Source organism: Xylanibacter sp. (genome assembly GCF_057607445.1).
In genome coordinates, this window is sequence record NZ_DBLZAX010000001.1 from 70,870 (window position 1) to 88,109 (window position 17,240).

General features: G+C 48.0%; 7 protein-coding genes. 5 read left to right on the top strand and 2 right to left on the bottom strand.

Annotated elements, in window-relative coordinates; translation table 11 throughout:
- The first annotated feature begins 138 nt into the window (after positions 1–138).
- The 3 genes from rpoB to ACZMIG_RS00280 all read left to right on the top strand — a co-directional run bounded on the left by rpoB (position 139) and on the right by ACZMIG_RS00280 (position 10,683).
- Complete coding sequence (rpoB, locus tag ACZMIG_RS00270) at positions 139–3,951, top strand: DNA-directed RNA polymerase subunit beta (RefSeq protein ID WP_487888818.1); 3,813 nt, start codon at positions 139–141, stop codon at positions 3,949–3,951.
- A gap of 38 nt (positions 3,952–3,989) precedes the next feature.
- On the top strand, positions 3,990–8,324 hold the full coding sequence (gene rpoC, locus ACZMIG_RS00275; RefSeq protein WP_021855154.1) for a DNA-directed RNA polymerase subunit beta': 4,335 nt from the start codon (positions 3,990–3,992) through the stop codon (positions 8,322–8,324).
- Between the two features lie 532 nt (positions 8,325–8,856).
- The gene (locus tag ACZMIG_RS00280; protein ID WP_487888819.1) at positions 8,857–10,683 is read left to right on the top strand and encodes a hypothetical protein; all 1,827 of its coding nucleotides are present in this window, start codon (positions 8,857–8,859) and stop codon (positions 10,681–10,683) included.
- A gap of 607 nt (positions 10,684–11,290) precedes the next feature.
- On the opposite strand, the gene ACZMIG_RS00285 is transcribed toward ACZMIG_RS00280, so the two are convergent.
- Positions 11,291–12,259 carry a transporter gene (locus ACZMIG_RS00285; RefSeq protein WP_487888820.1) on the bottom strand — a complete coding sequence of 323 codons (969 nt, stop codon included), beginning with the start codon at positions 12,257–12,259 and terminating at the stop codon, positions 11,291–11,293.
- A 196-nt stretch (positions 12,260–12,455) separates the two neighbouring features.
- On the opposite strand from ACZMIG_RS00285, the gene ACZMIG_RS00290 reads away from it, so the two are divergent.
- Positions 12,456–13,655: a mechanosensitive ion channel family protein gene (locus ACZMIG_RS00290; RefSeq protein ID WP_487888821.1), complete on the top strand. Its 1,200-nt coding sequence runs from the start codon at positions 12,456–12,458 to the stop codon at positions 13,653–13,655.
- A 660-nt stretch (positions 13,656–14,315) separates the two neighbouring features.
- Positions 14,316–15,407, top strand: a complete 1,092-nt coding sequence (gene trpS / locus ACZMIG_RS00295; RefSeq protein ID WP_021855160.1) for a tryptophan--tRNA ligase — start codon at positions 14,316–14,318, stop codon at positions 15,405–15,407.
- A 109-nt stretch (positions 15,408–15,516) separates the two neighbouring features.
- Here trpS and ACZMIG_RS00300 read toward each other — a convergent pair whose 3' ends face one another.
- A complete protein-coding gene (locus ACZMIG_RS00300) occupies positions 15,517–17,217 on the bottom strand; it encodes a leucine-rich repeat domain-containing protein (RefSeq protein ID WP_418874588.1) in 1,701 nt (566 codons plus the stop codon).
- Positions 17,218–17,240 lie beyond the last annotated feature (23 nt).

Genomic DNA, 17,240 nt, shown 5'->3' on the forward strand with positions numbered 1-17,240 from the left:
GAGTCTTAACCTTTTTGTGTCTTTTATTAATACCATGCAGTCAACCACCGCTGCAAGGTGTAGGTCAAGATTCATGACTTTGAAATCTGCGGCCATTTATTTTCAAGGTGGCATTTTTAACGGTAATAAAAATCTGTAATGGCTTCAAAAATTGTTGATAACAGAGTGAATTTTGCCAGCGTGAAGAATCCGATGCCGTATCCGGATTTCCTCGATGTGCAGTTAAAGTCTTTCAGAGACTTCTTACAGTTGGATACTCCGCCTGAGGAACGCAAGAATGACGGTTTGTATAAGGTCTTTGCTGAAAATTTCCCTATCACCGACACACGTAATAATTTCGTTCTTGAGTTCTTGGATTACTATATCGACCCGCCCCGTTACACCATCGACGAGTGTCTTGAGCGCGGACTTACATATAGCGTGCCCTTGAAGGCTAAGATGAAACTGTATTGTACAGACCCTGACCATGAGGACTTCGGTACTTTCATTCAGGATGTTTTCCTCGGCACTATTCCTTATATGACTGATAACGGCACATTTATCATAAATGGAGCCGAGCGTGTTGTTGTATCACAGTTGCACAGATCTCCCGGTGTGTTCTTCGGACAGGGCGTTCACGCCAACGGTACGGTGCTTTATTCTGCACGTATCATCCCGTTCAAGGGCTCATGGATTGAGTTTGCAACCGACATCAACAATGTGATGTATGCATACATTGACCGTAAGAAGAAGTTGCCTGTTACAACACTTTTGCGTGCTATCGGTTTCGAGACCGATAAGGATATTCTTCAGATATTCGACCTGGCTGAGGAAGTTAAGGTCAACAAGAAGAATATGAAGGATGCCATTGGCCGTAAGCTTGCTGCGAGGGTTCTGAAGAGCTGGAACGAGGACTTCGTTGATGAGGATACCGGTGAAGTTGTTTCTATCGAGCGTAACGAGGTTATCATGGAGCGTGAGACAGAAATCACAAAGGATAACATCGACGACATTATCGACAGTGGCGCTTCGACAGTTCTTCTCCACAAGGATATTGATTCTGCAAGCAAATATTCAATAATCTTCAACACATTACAGAAAGACCCGAGTAACTCTGAGAAGGAAGCCGTGCTCTACATCTACCGTCAGCTGCGTAATGCAGACCCTGCCGATGACGCAAGTGCACGTGAGGTTATCCAGAACCTGTTCTTCTCTGACAAACGTTATGACTTGGGTGATGTAGGCCGTTACCGTATCAACAAGAAGTTAGGTCTTGATACAGACATGGATGTCCGTATCCTGACTAAAGAAGATATAATCGAAATTATCAAATATCTTATACAGCTGGTTAACTCTAACGCCACTGTAGACGATATCGACCACCTCAGCAACCGCCGTGTACGTACAGTAGGCGAGCAGCTGAGCAACCAGTTCTCTATTGGTCTGGCACGTATGAGTCGTACCATCAGAGAGCGTATGAACGTTCGCGACAATGAGGTGTTCACTCCTACAGACCTTATCAACGCCAAGACAATATCGAGTGTTATCAACTCGTTCTTCGGTACCAACCCGTTGTCACAGTTCATGGACCAGACCAACCCGCTTGCCGAAGTAACTAACAAGCGCCGTCTGTCTGCCCTTGGTCCTGGTGGTCTGTCAAGAGAGCGTGCCGGTTTCGAGGTGCGTGACGTTCACTATACACACTACGGACGCCTTTGTCCTATTGAGAGCCCTGAAGGTCCTAACATCGGACTTATCTCGTCTCTTTGTGTTTACGCTAAAATCAATGAGTTGGGATTCATCGAGACTCCTTACCGCAAGGTTAAGGACGGAATTGTTGATCTCGACAATGACCATATACTTTATCTTACTGCTGAAGAGGAGGAAGACCATATCATCGGTCAGGGCAATGCTCCGCTGAACGATGACGGTACGTTTATCCGTGAAGTGGTTAAGTGCCGTCAGGATGCCGACTTCCCCGTAGTGCCTCCTTCGGAGGTTGACCTTATGGACGTATCTCCTCAGCAGATTGCATCTATTGCTGCCGGACTCATTCCTTTCTTGGAGCACGACGATGCTCACCGTGCGTTGATGGGTAGTAACATGATGCGCCAGGCAGTTCCTCTGCTTCACAATGAGGCTCCTATCGTAGGTACCGGTATTGAGAAGCAGGTATGCGTTGACTCACGTACTATGATCACAGCCGAAGGCGATGGCGTAATCGAGTATGTTGATGCAACTACAATACGTATCCTTTATGACAGAACTGAGGAAGAAGAGTTCGTAAGCTTTGAGCCTGCTCTCAAGGAGTACAGAATACCTAAGTTCCGCCGTACTAACCAGAACATGACCGTTGACCTCCGTCCTATTTGCGACAAGGGACAGCGTGTAAAGAAGGGCGACATCCTTACAGAAGGATATGCTACAGAGGACGGCGAGCTGGCACTCGGACGCAACTTGCTTGTTGCTTACATGCCTTGGAAGGGATACAACTATGAGGACGCTATCGTGCTCAACGAGCGTGTAGTGCGTGAGGATATTCTTACTTCAGTACATGTGGATGAATATTCGCTCGACGTTCGTGAGACAAAGCGCGGTATGGAAGAGTTCACAAGCGACATTCCTAACGTCAGCGAAGAGGCTACCAAAGACCTCGATGACAATGGTATAATCAGAGTTGGTGCTCGTGTAGAGCCGGGCGATATCCTTATCGGTAAGATTTCACCTAAGGGTGAGAGCGATCCTTCACCTGAGGAGAAACTGCTCCGCGCTATCTTCGGCGACAAGGCTGGCGACGTGAAGGATTCTTCACTTAAGGCCAATCCTTCTCTTACCGGTGTCGTTATCGACAAGAAACTGTTCTCACGTGCCGTTAAGACACGTTCTTCTAAGCAGCAGGACAAGATCGTTCTGGCTAAGATCGACGAAGAGTATGCTGCCAAGATAGACGACCTGAAGGATATTCTTGTTGACAAGCTCCTCACTCTTACAGACGACAAGACGTCTATGGGTATCAAGGATTATACCGGAGCTGAGATTATTACAAGGGGAAGCAAGTTCACAATGGCTCAGCTGAAGAACCTTGAATATGACGGAATACAGTCAAACAACTGGACTAACGACGAACATACTAATGAGCTGATACAGAAGCTGATTATGAACTTCATCAAGAAGTACAAGCTCCTGGACGCTGAACTCAAGCGCCGTAAGTTCGCAATTACAATCGGTGACGAGCTGCCCTCAGGCATCCTGCAGATGGCTAAGGTTTACGTTGCCAAGAAACGTAAGATCGGCGTAGGTGATAAGCTTGCCGGTCGCCACGGTAACAAGGGTATCGTTTCTAAGATTGTACGTCAGGAAGATATGCCGTTCCTCGAGGACGGACGTCCTGTAGACTTGGTTCTTAACCCGCTGGGTGTGCCTTCACGTATGAACCTCGGACAGATATTTGAGGCTATTCTCGGTGCAGCCGGTAAGCGTCTTGGCGTTAAGTTCGCAACACCTATCTTCGACGGTGCCAAACTTGACGACCTTCAGGAATGGACCGACAAGGCAGGTCTGCCGCGTCTCTGCTCAACACACCTCTATGACGGTGAGACAGGTGAGATGTTCGACCAGCCGGCAACGGTAGGTATCACATACTTCCTTAAACTCGGCCACATGGTTGAAGATAAGATGCACGCCCGCAGCATCGGTCCGTACTCTCTTATCACACAGCAGCCTCTTGGAGGTAAGGCACAGTTTGGTGGTCAGCGTTTTGGTGAGATGGAGGTTTGGGCCCTCGAGGCATTCGGTGCCAGCCATGTGCTTCAGGAAATCCTTACCATCAAGTCTGATGACGTAGTAGGCCGTTCAAAGGCTTACGAGGCTATCGTCAAGGGCGAGCCTATGCCTACACCGGGCATACCGGAGTCTCTCAACGTGCTGCTGCACGAGCTCCGTGGTCTTGGCTTAAGTGTTACCCTTGATTAATAACGAAACTCTTTACATAACAAATATAAACAAGAATTATGGCTTTCAAGAAAGATTCAAAGATAAAGAGTAATTTCACGAAGATTACTATCGGACTTGCATCACCGGAAGAAATCCTCGAAAGTTCTTTTGGCGAGGTTACCAAACCTGAGACCATAAACTATCGTACATATAAACCTGAGCGCGACGGACTTTTCTGCGAGCGCATATTTGGTCCGACAAAGGACTATGAGTGTGCCTGCGGTAAATATAAGCGCATCAGATATAAAGGCATTGTCTGCGACCGCTGCGGTGTAGAGGTTACAGAGAAGAAAGTGCGCCGTGAGCGCACCGGACATATCGAGCTTGTTGTGCCTGTTGCACACATCTGGTATTTCCGTTCATTGCCTAACAAAATAGGTTACCTGCTCGGTATACCGACAAAGAAACTCGATTCTGTAATTTATTACGAGAAGTATATCGTAATACAGCCGGGTGTAATGGAAGGCCGTACAGACTCTGAGGGCGTTGAAATCAACGGCTCTCACAAGATGGACTTCCTTACTGAAGACGAATATGTAAACATAATGGACAACCTGCCCGACGGCAACGAATATCTTGATGATACAGACCCGAATAAGTTCATCGCCAAGATGGGTGCCGAGGCAATCTATGATCTGTTGGTAAATATCGATCTCGACTCTCTTTCTTATGAGCTTCGCGACCGTGCCAACAGCGACTCTTCTCAGCAGAGAAAGACCGAAGCCCTCAAGCGTCTGCAGGTTGTAGAGGCATTCCGCGGAAGCCGCAACATAAACAAGCCCGAGTGGATGATCATGAAGATTATTCCTGTTACTCCTCCTGAGCTTCGTCCGTTGGTTCCGCTGGATGGTGGTCGTTTTGCAACATCTGACCTCAACGACCTTTATCGTCGTGTCATCATACGTAACAACCGTCTGAAGAGACTTATGGAGATTAAGGCTCCTGAGGTTATTCTCCGTAACGAGAAACGTATGTTGCAGGAGGCTGTCGACAGCTTGTTTGACAACTCACGCAAGAGCAGCGCCGTTAAGAGCGATTCTAACCGTCCGCTGAAGTCTCTGTCTGACTCACTGAAAGGTAAGCAGGGACGTTTCCGTCAGAACCTTCTCGGTAAGCGTGTCGACTATTCAGCACGTTCAGTTATCGTTGTAGGTCCTGAGTTGAAGATGGGCGAGTGCGGTCTGCCTAAGCTTATGGCTGCAGAGCTCTACAAGCCGTTTATCATCCGTAAGCTCATTGAGCGCGGTATCGTCAAGACTGTAAAGAGCGCAAAGAAGATTGTAGACCGCCGCGAGCCGGTTATCTGGGATATCCTCGAGAATGTGATGAAGGGACACCCTGTATTGCTCAACCGTGCGCCTACACTTCACCGTCTTGGTATTCAGGCATTCCAGCCTAAACTTATCGAAGGTAAGGCTATTCAGCTCCATCCGTTGGCATGTACTGCATTCAACGCCGACTTCGACGGTGACCAGATGGCTGTTCACCTTCCGTTGAGCAATGAGGCAGTGCTCGAGGCACAGATTCTGATGCTTCAGAGCCACAACATCCTTAACCCTGCCAACGGTGCGCCTATCACAGTGCCTTCACAGGATATGGTGCTCGGACTTTACTATATTACAAAAATCCGTCCGGGTGCAAAGGGTGAGGGACTTACGTTCTATGGTCCGGAAGAGGCAATCATTGCGCACAATGAAGGCAAGTGTGACCTCCATGCTCAGGTAAAGGTTGTAGTGAAAGACCTTGATGCAGACGGAAAACTTGTTGACAAGATGGTTGAGACTTCTGTCGGCCGTGTTATTGTCAACGGCATCATACCTGAAGAAGTTGGTTATGTAAATAAGATTATCTCTAAGAAGAGTCTTCGCGATATTATTGCCGATGTAATTAAGGCTGTGGGCTTTGCCCGTGCCTGCGAGTTCCTCGACGGTATCAAGAACCTTGGTTATCGTATGGCATATCTGGCTGGTCTGTCGTTCAACCTTGACGATATCATCATTCCGAAGGAGAAGGCCGACCTCGTTGCAAAAGGTAATGAGGAAGTGCGTCAGATTACCGACAACTATAACATGGGATTCATCACAGACAACGAGCGTTACAACCAGGTAATTGACGCCTGGACACACGTAAATAACGAGTTGGGTGACGTCCTGATGAAGGAGATGACTGAGGCTGACCAGGGATTCAACGCCGTCTACATGATGCTTGACTCTGGAGCCCGTGGTTCTAAAGACCAGATTCGTCAGTTGGCAGGTATGCGTGGACTTATGGCAAAACCGCAGAAGGCAGGAGCTGAAGGTGCTCAGATTATTGAGAACCCGATTCTTTCTAACTTCAAGGAAGGTATGAGCGTGCTCGAGTACTTCATCTCTACCCACGGTGCCCGTAAGGGTCTTGCGGATACCGCTATGAAGACTGCCGATGCCGGATATCTTACACGTCGTCTTGTTGACGTTTCTCATGACGTTATCATTACAGAGGAAGACTGTGGAACTCTGCGCGGACTTGTATGTACAGCATTGAAGAATGGCGATGAGGTTATTTCTTCTCTGTATGAGCGTATCCTCGGCCGTGTGTCAGTTCACGATATTATACATCCTAACACAGGCGAGCTTATCGTTGCTGCCGGTGAGGAAATTACAGAGCCTATAGCTCAGATTATAGAAGACAGCCCGATCGAGAGCGTTGAAATCCGTTCTGTGCTTACTTGTGAGAGCAAGAAGGGTGTCTGCATGAAGTGTTACGGCCGTAACCTTGCCACAAGCCGCATGGTGCAGAAGGGCGAGGCTGTCGGAGTCATCGCAGCTCAGGCTATCGGTGAGCCGGGTACACAGCTTACACTTCGTACGTTCCACGCCGGTGGTGTGGCTGCCAATGCTGCAGCCAATGCATCTATTGTTGCCAAGAACGACAGCCGCATCGAGTTCGACGAGCTTCGTACCGTGCCGTTTGTTGAAGAAGGTGACAATGGCGAGGTTCAGTGTGAGATGGTCGTAAGCCGTCTGGCCGAAATCCGTTTCGTTGATCCTAACACAAACATCGTGCTTTCTACCCTGAACGTTCCTTACGGAAGCTCACTCTACTTCAAGGGCGGCTCTATCGTTAAGAAGGGTGATATGATTGCACGTTGGGACCCGTTCAACGCTGTTATCGTAACCGAGTATGCCGGTACGCTGAAGTTCCGCGACGTTATCGACGGTGTTACGTTCCACTCTGAGACCGACGATACAACAGGTCTTACCGAAAAGATTATCACTGAGTCTAAGGATAAGAGCAAGGTGCCTACCTGTGATATCGTAGATAAGAACGGCGATGTTGTCGGTACATACAACTTCCCTGTGGGTGGTCACGTTGTTGTTGAAGATGGTCAGACCGTCAAGACCGGTGCAACCCTCGTTAAGATTCCTCGTACAGTTGGTAAGGCTGGTGACATCACCGGAGGTCTTCCACGTGTAACAGAGCTCTTCGAGGCCCGCAACCCGTCTAACCCTGCCGTAGTGAGTGAAATCGACGGTGAGGTTACAATGGGTAAGGTTAAGCGTGGTAACCGTGAGATTATCGTTACCTCAAAGACAGGCGAGCAGCGCAAGTATCTCGTTTCTCTGTCAAAGCAGATCCTGGTTCAGGAGCACGATGCCGTTCGTGCCGGAACTCCTCTGTCAGACGGTGTTATTACGCCTAACGACATCCTTTCAATCAAGGGTCCTACCGCCGTTCAGGAGTATATCGTAAACGAAGTACAGGACGTATACCGTCTGCAGGGTGTGAAGATCAACGACAAGCACTTTGAGATCATTGTTCGTCAGATGATGCGCAAGGTACAGATCAATGATCCGGGTGACACAACATTCCTTGAGCAGGAGATTGTCGACAAACTCGACTTCGCTGAGGAGAACGACCGTATATGGGGTAAGAAAGTTGTTACCGACGCCGGCGACAGTGAGACTCTTAAGAAGGGTCAGATTATCTCAGCCCGCAAGCTGCGTGATGAGAACTCAACCCTGAAGCGCCGCGACCTTAAGACTGTTCAGGTGCGTGATGCCGTTCCTGCAACATCGACTCAGATCCTGCAGGGTATCACACGTGCTGCTCTCCAAACTAAGAGCTTCATGTCTGCTGCATCATTCCAGGAGACAACCAAGGTGCTTAACGAGGCTGCTATCCGCGGAAAGGTAGACTATCTGGAAGGCATGAAAGAGAACGTTATCTGCGGACACCTTATCCCGGCCGGTACAGGTCTGCGTGAATTCGAAAAGATTATTGTAGGTTCACGTGAGGATTATGACCGTATACAGGCAAACCGCAAGAATGTGATTGACTATAGCGAAAAGCAGACAGCTGAGAAAGAATAATTTCAAGGCTAAAACTATATAAGCAAAACGGCGATGCAATGTTAACATGCATCGCCGTTTTGCTTATATGTTATATCCAAATTAAAGAAATTTATTTATTTTCTTTTAAAAAATTTGTTTGCATTATAAAATTTCATATATTTGTGGAATTAAAAATATTATTGAAATCCTTGTTAATCTCTGAAAGAGATAGTCTTGCGTTTATTGCAAACCAAAATCTTTGGATATTTAAATTAAAGGCTTATGAAAAATAACACAGCAGATATATACTTTATTCTAGATGGATAGCAGTATGGCTATTCCCAATATTATAATGTAAAGCTGTTGGATGTTTTGAGTAATGTCAGCCTTATATCAATTTTGATTTATATAATTATTGAATTATTGATGTTTAATTTAAAATAATTGCGTTATGATTAAAAGATTACTTTCTTTGGTAACCGCTTTTGTTGCGTTTTGCTGTATAGCAAATGCACAGGCATTTCAGCGGAATGAGGCCGGTTTAGGACTCAAGTATAATAAGATTGAGAAAATGGCACCGACTCGTGCTGCTGCCGAGGGGGCGCTTTTTACTTATGCTCAGGGTGATGGTTATACTGGCGTAGGAGCGAAAGCAAAACATTATGATTGTGCAATCTTTATACCAAGAAAGTTCGCTGGTAATAAAATCGACCAGATGGGTTTTTACCTTATTGACCATAAAGTAGTAAATAATGTAAAGTGCTGGATTGCAAAAGAACTGCCAAGTAGCATCACTTCTTCAGAATGTGAGTTTTTTAAAGATATCACTCCAACGACTTCAATTAGTGTTGACGGAAAACCTGAAATCGTAACCGTTGAAAACTATACAATTCCTGCAGAGGGCTGTTATGTCGGTTATTCGTTTGATGTTACATCACTCACTTCACAGGCTGGTCTATATCCTATAGCCTTTGATGGTTCTAGCTATTGTGATGAATACGGAGGATACGTTTGCCTGCAGGGTAAATGGGACAGTATGGCAAGCTATGGCTTTGGAAACTTGTTGACATTTGTTTCAATGTCAGGTGACAATTTCCTCGGTAATGCCGCTTCATTTGTTTCAGACAATATAGGTCGAGTAATAACAATGAAAAACGGTAATGTTAATATTTCTGCAATGATCAAAAATGATGGTGTAACACCAATGACTTCTGTGGCTTATACAGTTAAGGATGTTGCAACAGGAGAAACTTCTGCAGAAAACACAGTAAACATTGATAATCTTCAGATTAATAATGTTTGTGTGATTGATATTCCATTGACAGCCGGTAATGATGCTAAAGAGGCAGAAAAGGAATTTGTCATAACTAAGGTAAACGGACAGCCCAACGAAACAGCCAATGCTACATGCAAAGGTTCTTTAATTGCTCTCACAAATGCTATTAAGCGCAGATCTGTTGTAGAGGAATTTACAGCTACAGGTTGTGGATATTGTACTCGCGGATATGCAGGTATGGCTGCATTGGCAGACACATATCCTGAGTCGTTCATCGGTATTGCCGTACACGGAAAGATGAACTATGACGACCCGATGAGAATTACTGACTATAATTCTGTCATGGCAATGGTTAAGGGTTACCCGTCTGCATTCATAAACAGAGGTCCTTCTATTGACCCATATTTCGGCACATCACAAAGTAAACTGCTTGGCGTACTTGACGATTTTGAAGCAAGTCTTACTTTGACAGAAGCTGAAATGTCTGTATGGCCGGAGTGGAACGAAAGTCAGACTGAAATAAATGTAATCACCGACATACAGTTCTTCTACAGCAGCAATAATGCTCCTTATGCTTTGGCTTATGTTCTGCTTGCTGACGGTTTGCAGGGCAGCGAGAGCAACTGGTGGCAGACTAACTACTATTCTGGAGCAACTGGTGCTGAGAATGAACCTTATATTTACGAGTATACACAAAAAGGTGAGCAGATAAAGGATATGGTTTATGATCATGTAGCCATTATGGCCAAGGATGTAGCTGAAGGTATCAAGGGTTCAATAGCTGCTCCCCTTGTAGCAGATGCAGTTCAGCGTCATGAAACAACTTTCGATCTCTCTAATGGCGTTACTTCTGCCAGCAAGTTCAACCTCTTGCAGGATAAGTCAAAGCTGAAGGTTGTTGCTATGCTTATCAACACAGAGACTGGTGAGATTGTAAATGCTGCAGAGAGAGCCGTTGGTACATTTGGTACAGGTATCAGCGTTGTTGATCCTTCAGAGAAGGAAGTTAAGGAAGTTGCCCGCTATACTATTGACGGCGTGCAGCTCAGCGCTCCTGCAAAGGGCATCAATATCGTTAAGATGTCTGACGGAACAACAAGAAAGGTTGTTGTAAAGCAGTAATTGAATAATTCTGAATTTTAAGAATTCAGAGTAGAATAAGATTTTGGCCATTAGAAAATATTAGGGCTGTGTATGAGGCTTCTGATAATTTTCTGATGGCCATTATTGTTTTATTATATTTGGTCTGTTCTTGAGTGCATTGCCGTATGTTTGATGGTTTACCCCAAATATGCCATTATACTGCACATGGCTTTATCTATTTCGTGCTTTCATGCCTTCGGCCCCTCTTTTTGTTCCTATTGAGCGAATCTTAATAATCGATTTTGGTTTAACTCCAACTTGCCATTATGTTCCTGCCTTTTTGCCTTTTGTTATTTGCTGCCATGACCGGATTGCCTAAGGAATATGTTGACTGCACGGTAGCAACAGAAAAAAGAAAGACGGATAAGACTGCAATGAACCAGGCGGAATAAGTCTTATATGGTTAATGATTTGGGGTTGATCGTAACGTATCTGCGATGTGCCTTAATATGCATTTTGCCGGTTTGGGATAGCTAATATAAGATAATCCCTAACCGGCAAAATGTTGATGAAAGAATAGGCTGGTTAAAGCCTATAAAGGTGTGTTACTGATCTTTCTTAGATTTTATCCGGATGCAGCCGGCCGTTACTTGTTTTCATTCTTGCTCTCTTCCTGCTTTCTGTGCTGATAGAGCTGATAAGAGTTTATCACGTTGTGCCATATGCTGTAGAAGCCGCCTGCTACTGCCGTTATCGGTGTGAAGAAGGTGTATCCCATCCATATTGCCAGCACGGTGTTCTTTTGTCCAAGCGACTGTCCTGCCGTAATCTTGTCGTTGTATAACGCACCTACCTTGCGTCCGAGCCAGAACTGGAGCAGACAGCTGATAAGCGATGCAACCACTAGGCCGAGTTCGGTGGCAATGGCCACGTCGGCATGAACAATGGTGCGTGTCGTGACGGTCATGGCCAGCGTAAGCGCAACAGCCCAAAGATAGAAGCTCAGGTCGCTGTAGTGTGATATCGTGAAGTGGAGTCTTGGCGAAAGATATCTCAGCAGGATGGCAGCCAGCAGGGGCAGAAGCAGCAATGGGAACACCTTGCCGAGTATCAGCATTGCCGAGTTAAGTATGCCGAGCTCCGGATTGGGATGTACATACGGCACAAGTGCCGGTATGAATGCCGCCGTAATGATGTTTATCAGTATGGTGTATGTGGTTATGTGGTTCACATTTCCGCCAAGTTTTTTTGTTATCACCGCACCGGCCGTGGCCGTAGGACATATCAGGCATATCATGGCACCCTCGAGCACAATGCGCAGTCCGCTGTGCGGCATGAGCATAAGCGCCACGGCTATGGCTGTGAACGTGCCGGCCTGAAAGAGCAGCAGCCACGGATGCCACTTGCACAGGCGGAGCTTCTTGGGGTTCACCTTGCAGAAAGTGATAAACAGCATGGCAAATATCAGCATGGGCTGCAGCAGCTCGATGGCTTTGAGGGCAAAGTGGTGAGTAGGTTGCAGTGCGGGTATTGCCGTGTAGACAAAATAGGCAGCAATGCCGGTAATGATGGCGATGATAAGCGTCCAGTCTTTTAAGAATTTGATGATTTTCATTTTGTATTTTCTTTCAGTCAGGCAAACTTACTACTTTTTCCGCAATCTTGTCAATATTTTTTGCTTTTTGTTTATATCTTAGGTGCCATATTCCTTTATATATGTTCCGGCAGTATAATCTAGGCATACTTTTGTTCGTTTATTTCGGCGTTATTTCTTAAATTTGTGCCAAATTGAAGATATACAGAAAAGTCAGATGGATAGATTAGATGATTATATATTAAGTTTTCTCCGCCACACAGCCGGTGTGTCCGAGAGTGTTTTGTCGTGGGTATATCCGCTCACGGCCCTGTTTGCCATAGGTCTTGTTTCGTATCTCTGCACGGCGCTGTTCCGCTATGTTGTCATGCCGGCAGTGCAGAAGCTTACCGAGCGCACCAAGGCCACATGGGACGACTATCTGTTCAACGACCGTGTGATGAAAGCCTTCCGCCGCATCATACCTCCCGTGTTGTGGTATGTCCTGCTGCCGTTTGCCTTTGCTGCCGACAGCAGTGTGCTGCCCGTGCTGCTCAAGGCCTGCAACATCTACCTCGTGGTGGTGTCGCTGTTCTTTATAAGCGAGTTTCTCCATTCGCTCTACGAGATATCCAGCGAGCACCAGAAGCTGCGCAACCGGCCGCTGAAGGGCATCTATCAGATGTTCAACCTCATGGCCGTTGTGGTGGGCTTCATCCTCGTGGTGAGCATCATCGTCAACAAGAGTGCCGGCACCGTGCTTGCCGGTCTTGGCGCTTCTGCCGCCATCATCATGCTGATCTTCAAGGACACCATCCTCGGTCTTGTGGCCGGCGTACAGCTTACGGCCAACGACATGCTGCGTCCGGGCGACTGGATAACCATGAACAAGTATGGTGCCAACGGATATGTAAGGGAAGTGTCGCTCACCACTGTCAAGGTGCAGAACTTCGACAAGACCATCACCACCATACCGCCTTATCTGCTCGTGAGCGACTCGTTTCAGAACTGGCGCGGCATGCGCGAGGCGGGCGGACGCCGACTGAAGCTGTCGGTCAACATCGACGCCAACACCGTACACTTCTGTTCGCCTGACGAACTGCGCAGCTACGAAGAGAAAGGATATATAGTCAAAGGCCAGTATGACTCTGCTGACAGGCCCGTTGCCAACACTCAGGTGTACCGCAACTTTATGATGGACTTCATGTCGCGCCACCCCAACGTCAACAAAGACCTTATGATAATGGCACGCATGCTTCAGCCCACGCCCGAGGGCCTGCCTCTCGAGCTTTACTGCTTCTCGGTGTTCCCCGACTGGAAACCCTTCGAGCTGTTTCAGGGGGAGGTGCTCGACTATGCCATCGTTATGGCGTCAGAGTTCGGCCTGCGCATCTTCCAGCGTCCTGCCGGCAGCGATTTTGGCTCGCCTGTAGCCTGATGCCGTTCTGATGTGCCGTGGCTTGTGCCTGAGGCAGATGCCGGTGCCGTGTTGTTATGTCATCTCATCTCATTGCACCGCAACCCTTTCATAGTGTCATCTGCATTATGTTCAGAAAAATAGCTGAAACAGCCGCAATGCATCTCCTGATCATGGCTGATGTCGTGCCGAATAGGGCGTGTGGTGCGGCGCTTATGGTGCATTCGCACCAAAACCCTGCCTTTTCCAGTGCGTAAAAGGCAGGGTTTTGTATGCTCAAAGGCCGTCTTCTGTTTGCTAAAAGACTACGTTTTGCATTGCCGTTTGCCGTGTTTTACATTGTAGCCTGCCGCCCGGCATTGCACACATTTGCCACTTTGCCCCGTAAAACGCTGTAATAATGTGCTTTCTCTTTGCACACATTTTCAGACCATATTTGCGCATAAAGTATTTTATTTTCTGAAAACCGCAGAATGAGAGCCTCACGCCAAATCAATGTGTAAGCCTTGTCCTTGTTTTATGTTGCATTTGTCAAGACTGCAGCTCAATCGCTCCGGCCGTGCATCCCAATCGCACATATTGCGGCCGTGCTTGCCAAGTTTTTCGTGTTAAATAGCTGATTTTCAGAAAAAATGTGTAAGTTTGCACTTTATAAATAGCAATAAAAAAGAAAAATAGACAATGGGAAAGATAATACTTACCGGCGACCGCCCTACCGGAAAACTTCATTTGGGCCACTATGTTGGCTCGTTGCGCCGCAGGGTGGAGCTGCAGAATGAAGGCGACTTCGACCGCATGTTTGTGTTCATTGCCGATGTTCAGGCACTTACCGACAATGCCGACAACCCCGAAAAGGTCAGACAGAACATCATCGAGGTGGCTCTCGACTATCTTTCGGCAGGACTCGACCCCGAAAAGGTTACGCTCTTTGTGCAGTCGATGATACCCGAGCTGGCCGAGCTGACGGTGTATTACATGAACCTTGTCACCGTGTCGCGCCTTCAGCGCAACCCTACGGTGAAGACCGAGATACAGATGCGCAACTTCGAGACGAGCATCCCCGTGGGCTTCTTCACATATCCCATAAGCCAGGCTGCCGACATTACGGCCTTCAAGGCCACTACGGTGCCTGCCGGCGAAGACCAGGAGCCTATGCTCGAGCAGACGCGCGAGATAGTGAAGCGCTTCAACAATATATACGGCGACGTGCTTGTTGAGCCTAAGATAATGCTGCCCACCAACTCGGTGTGCTGCCGCCTGCCGGGAACCGACGGCAAGGCCAAGATGAGCAAGAGCCTCGGCAACTGCATCTATCTGTCTGACACGCCCAAGGACATGCAGCAGAAGGTGAAGAGCATGTATACCGACCCGGGACACCTGCGCGTGGAAGACCCCGGAAAGGTTGAGGGCAACACGGTGTTTACATACCTCGAGGCGTTCAGCACGCCCGACGACTTTGCCGAATACTGGCCTGAGTACAAGAGCCTCGACGAACTGAAAGACCACTACCGCCGCGGCGGACTGGGCGACATGAAGTGCAAGAAGTTCCTCATAAAGGTGCTCGACCGCCAGCTTGAGCCTATCCGTCAGCGCCGCCATGAGTTTGAACAGGACATCCCGGAGGTTTACAACATCCTGAAGAAAGGCTCAGAGGCTGCCCGCGAGGTGGCTGCGCAGACTCTGCACGACGTGCGCGAGGCCATGCGCATCAACTATTTTGACGACCTCGACCTTATCAAGGAGCAGGCTGCCAAGTATAAGGCAGGCGAGTAGGAGGCCGGTGTAGCATATAATACATACGTTAGTATAAATGACGGGCCGCATATCCTGACAATGGGGATATGCGGCCCTGCGTGATATATAAGGACTTTTATTGTAGGTGTCAGCGGTTGATTACCTTCCTGGCTGTTCCGTCGCTCATGCGTATTATGTTTATTCCGCGTGCGGGTTTTGCCAGCTTTCTTCCGTCAATGCCGTAGCGTGCCGTCTCTGTTGCGCCGGCTGCTGTCTCGCTTTCTATGCCCGACGTCTCGCTCTCCTTTATCATAAACTCCTTCCATACGTCGGCCTTTTCATATTCGGCCTTGGCTCCTTGCGGCACATACAGCAGGCAGTCCTGCGGCACGTCGCTGTCCCATCCGGCAAATGACGTGTTGTCGCATGCCGGCGGTGTGACGGCCTTGCAGTCTACTTCTGTCAGCATGTTGTATGCAAATGCCGCATAGCCTATCGACTCGAGCGTAGACGGCAGCGTCAGCTTCGTCAGGCTTTCGCAGTTGATGAATGCCATCTGGTCGATAGTCTTCGTTCCTTCGCCTATTGTCAGTTCCTCAAGATACACCATGTAAGAGAACGCGTTGCGCGGTATCGTGGTGATAGAGCCGGGCAGAGACATCACTACCACGCCCTCGCATCCGTCGAATGCCCCTTCGCCTATGGTCTTTACGGTTTCGGGCAGGTTGATGTTCTCCATTGTGTAGCAGCTCGAAAAGGCATTTTCGCCTATGCTCTCAAGACCTTCCGGGAACACTACGTCGAGCAGTCTCATGTTGTTCTGGAATGCGTTGTCGCCTATTGTCTTCACTCCTTCTGGTATGTTCACTCTTTCAAGGTTAGAGCATCTGTCGAACATATAGTCGGGTATGGATGTCAGACCTTCGGGCAGAATTGCAGATTTTAGTGCCGTGCAGTTGGAGAAGCATCCCTCCAGCTCTGTAACCGAGTTAGGTATCTCTATGGTTTCGAGCTTGTCGCAGTAAGAGAATGCCGAACCCTCTATGCTCTGCAGGCCGTCGTTCAGACTGACGGATGCAAGACTGCTGCACATAAAGAACGCCGACTCATCTATCTCTTTCAGCGTTGCCGGACATTCGAGGCTGGTCAGCATGCAGCTGCTGAATGCCTCTTTGCCTATTTTTACGAGATTTTTCGGCAGCGTTATTTCTGTTATTGCTGTGCCCGAGAAGGCGTTTGCCGGTATCTCTTCGCATTCTTCAGGAAGAGTTACCGAAGTCAGCTTGCCGCAGTTTCTGAACATGCCTTTGGCCGGTATGATGCCGTTGACAAAGCTGAACGATGCAATTTGCGTCTCTGAAAAGGCATAGCTGCGTATCTCTTTCAGACCGTCGGGCAGTGTTATCTCGCTCAGGGCGGTGCATCTCATGAATGCGCTGTCGCCCACAACCGTTGTTCCTGCCGGAAGGCTAAGGCTTTCCAGCTTGTCGCAGCTGTAGAATATGCAGTTGCCCATCTCGTTGTCGCTGGTATAAAATTCCTTGTTGTTCACATAGTCGGTGTAGTAGGCTTCGCCTCCTGCCACAACCTTAGCCTCGCTCAGGTCGAGCGTTGCCAGCTTGCCTTCAGTGGGCACGTTGTCGAGGTCGATGCCTGCCATGTCGCGCAGCAGTATGAAGTCAGTTCCGTTCAGGTTTCCGGTTATCTTGAGCGATGTGATGGTGTATTTGTCGTTGCCTATCTGTTCCGACAGAGTGCCTGCCGTCTCAACATTCACTGTGGTCTGTTGCGCCTGTGATATGGCCGCGATTGCTGCCATGCAGACTGTAAGTAGTAAAGCTCTTTTCATGGTTAAATCGTTTTTAGGGTCAT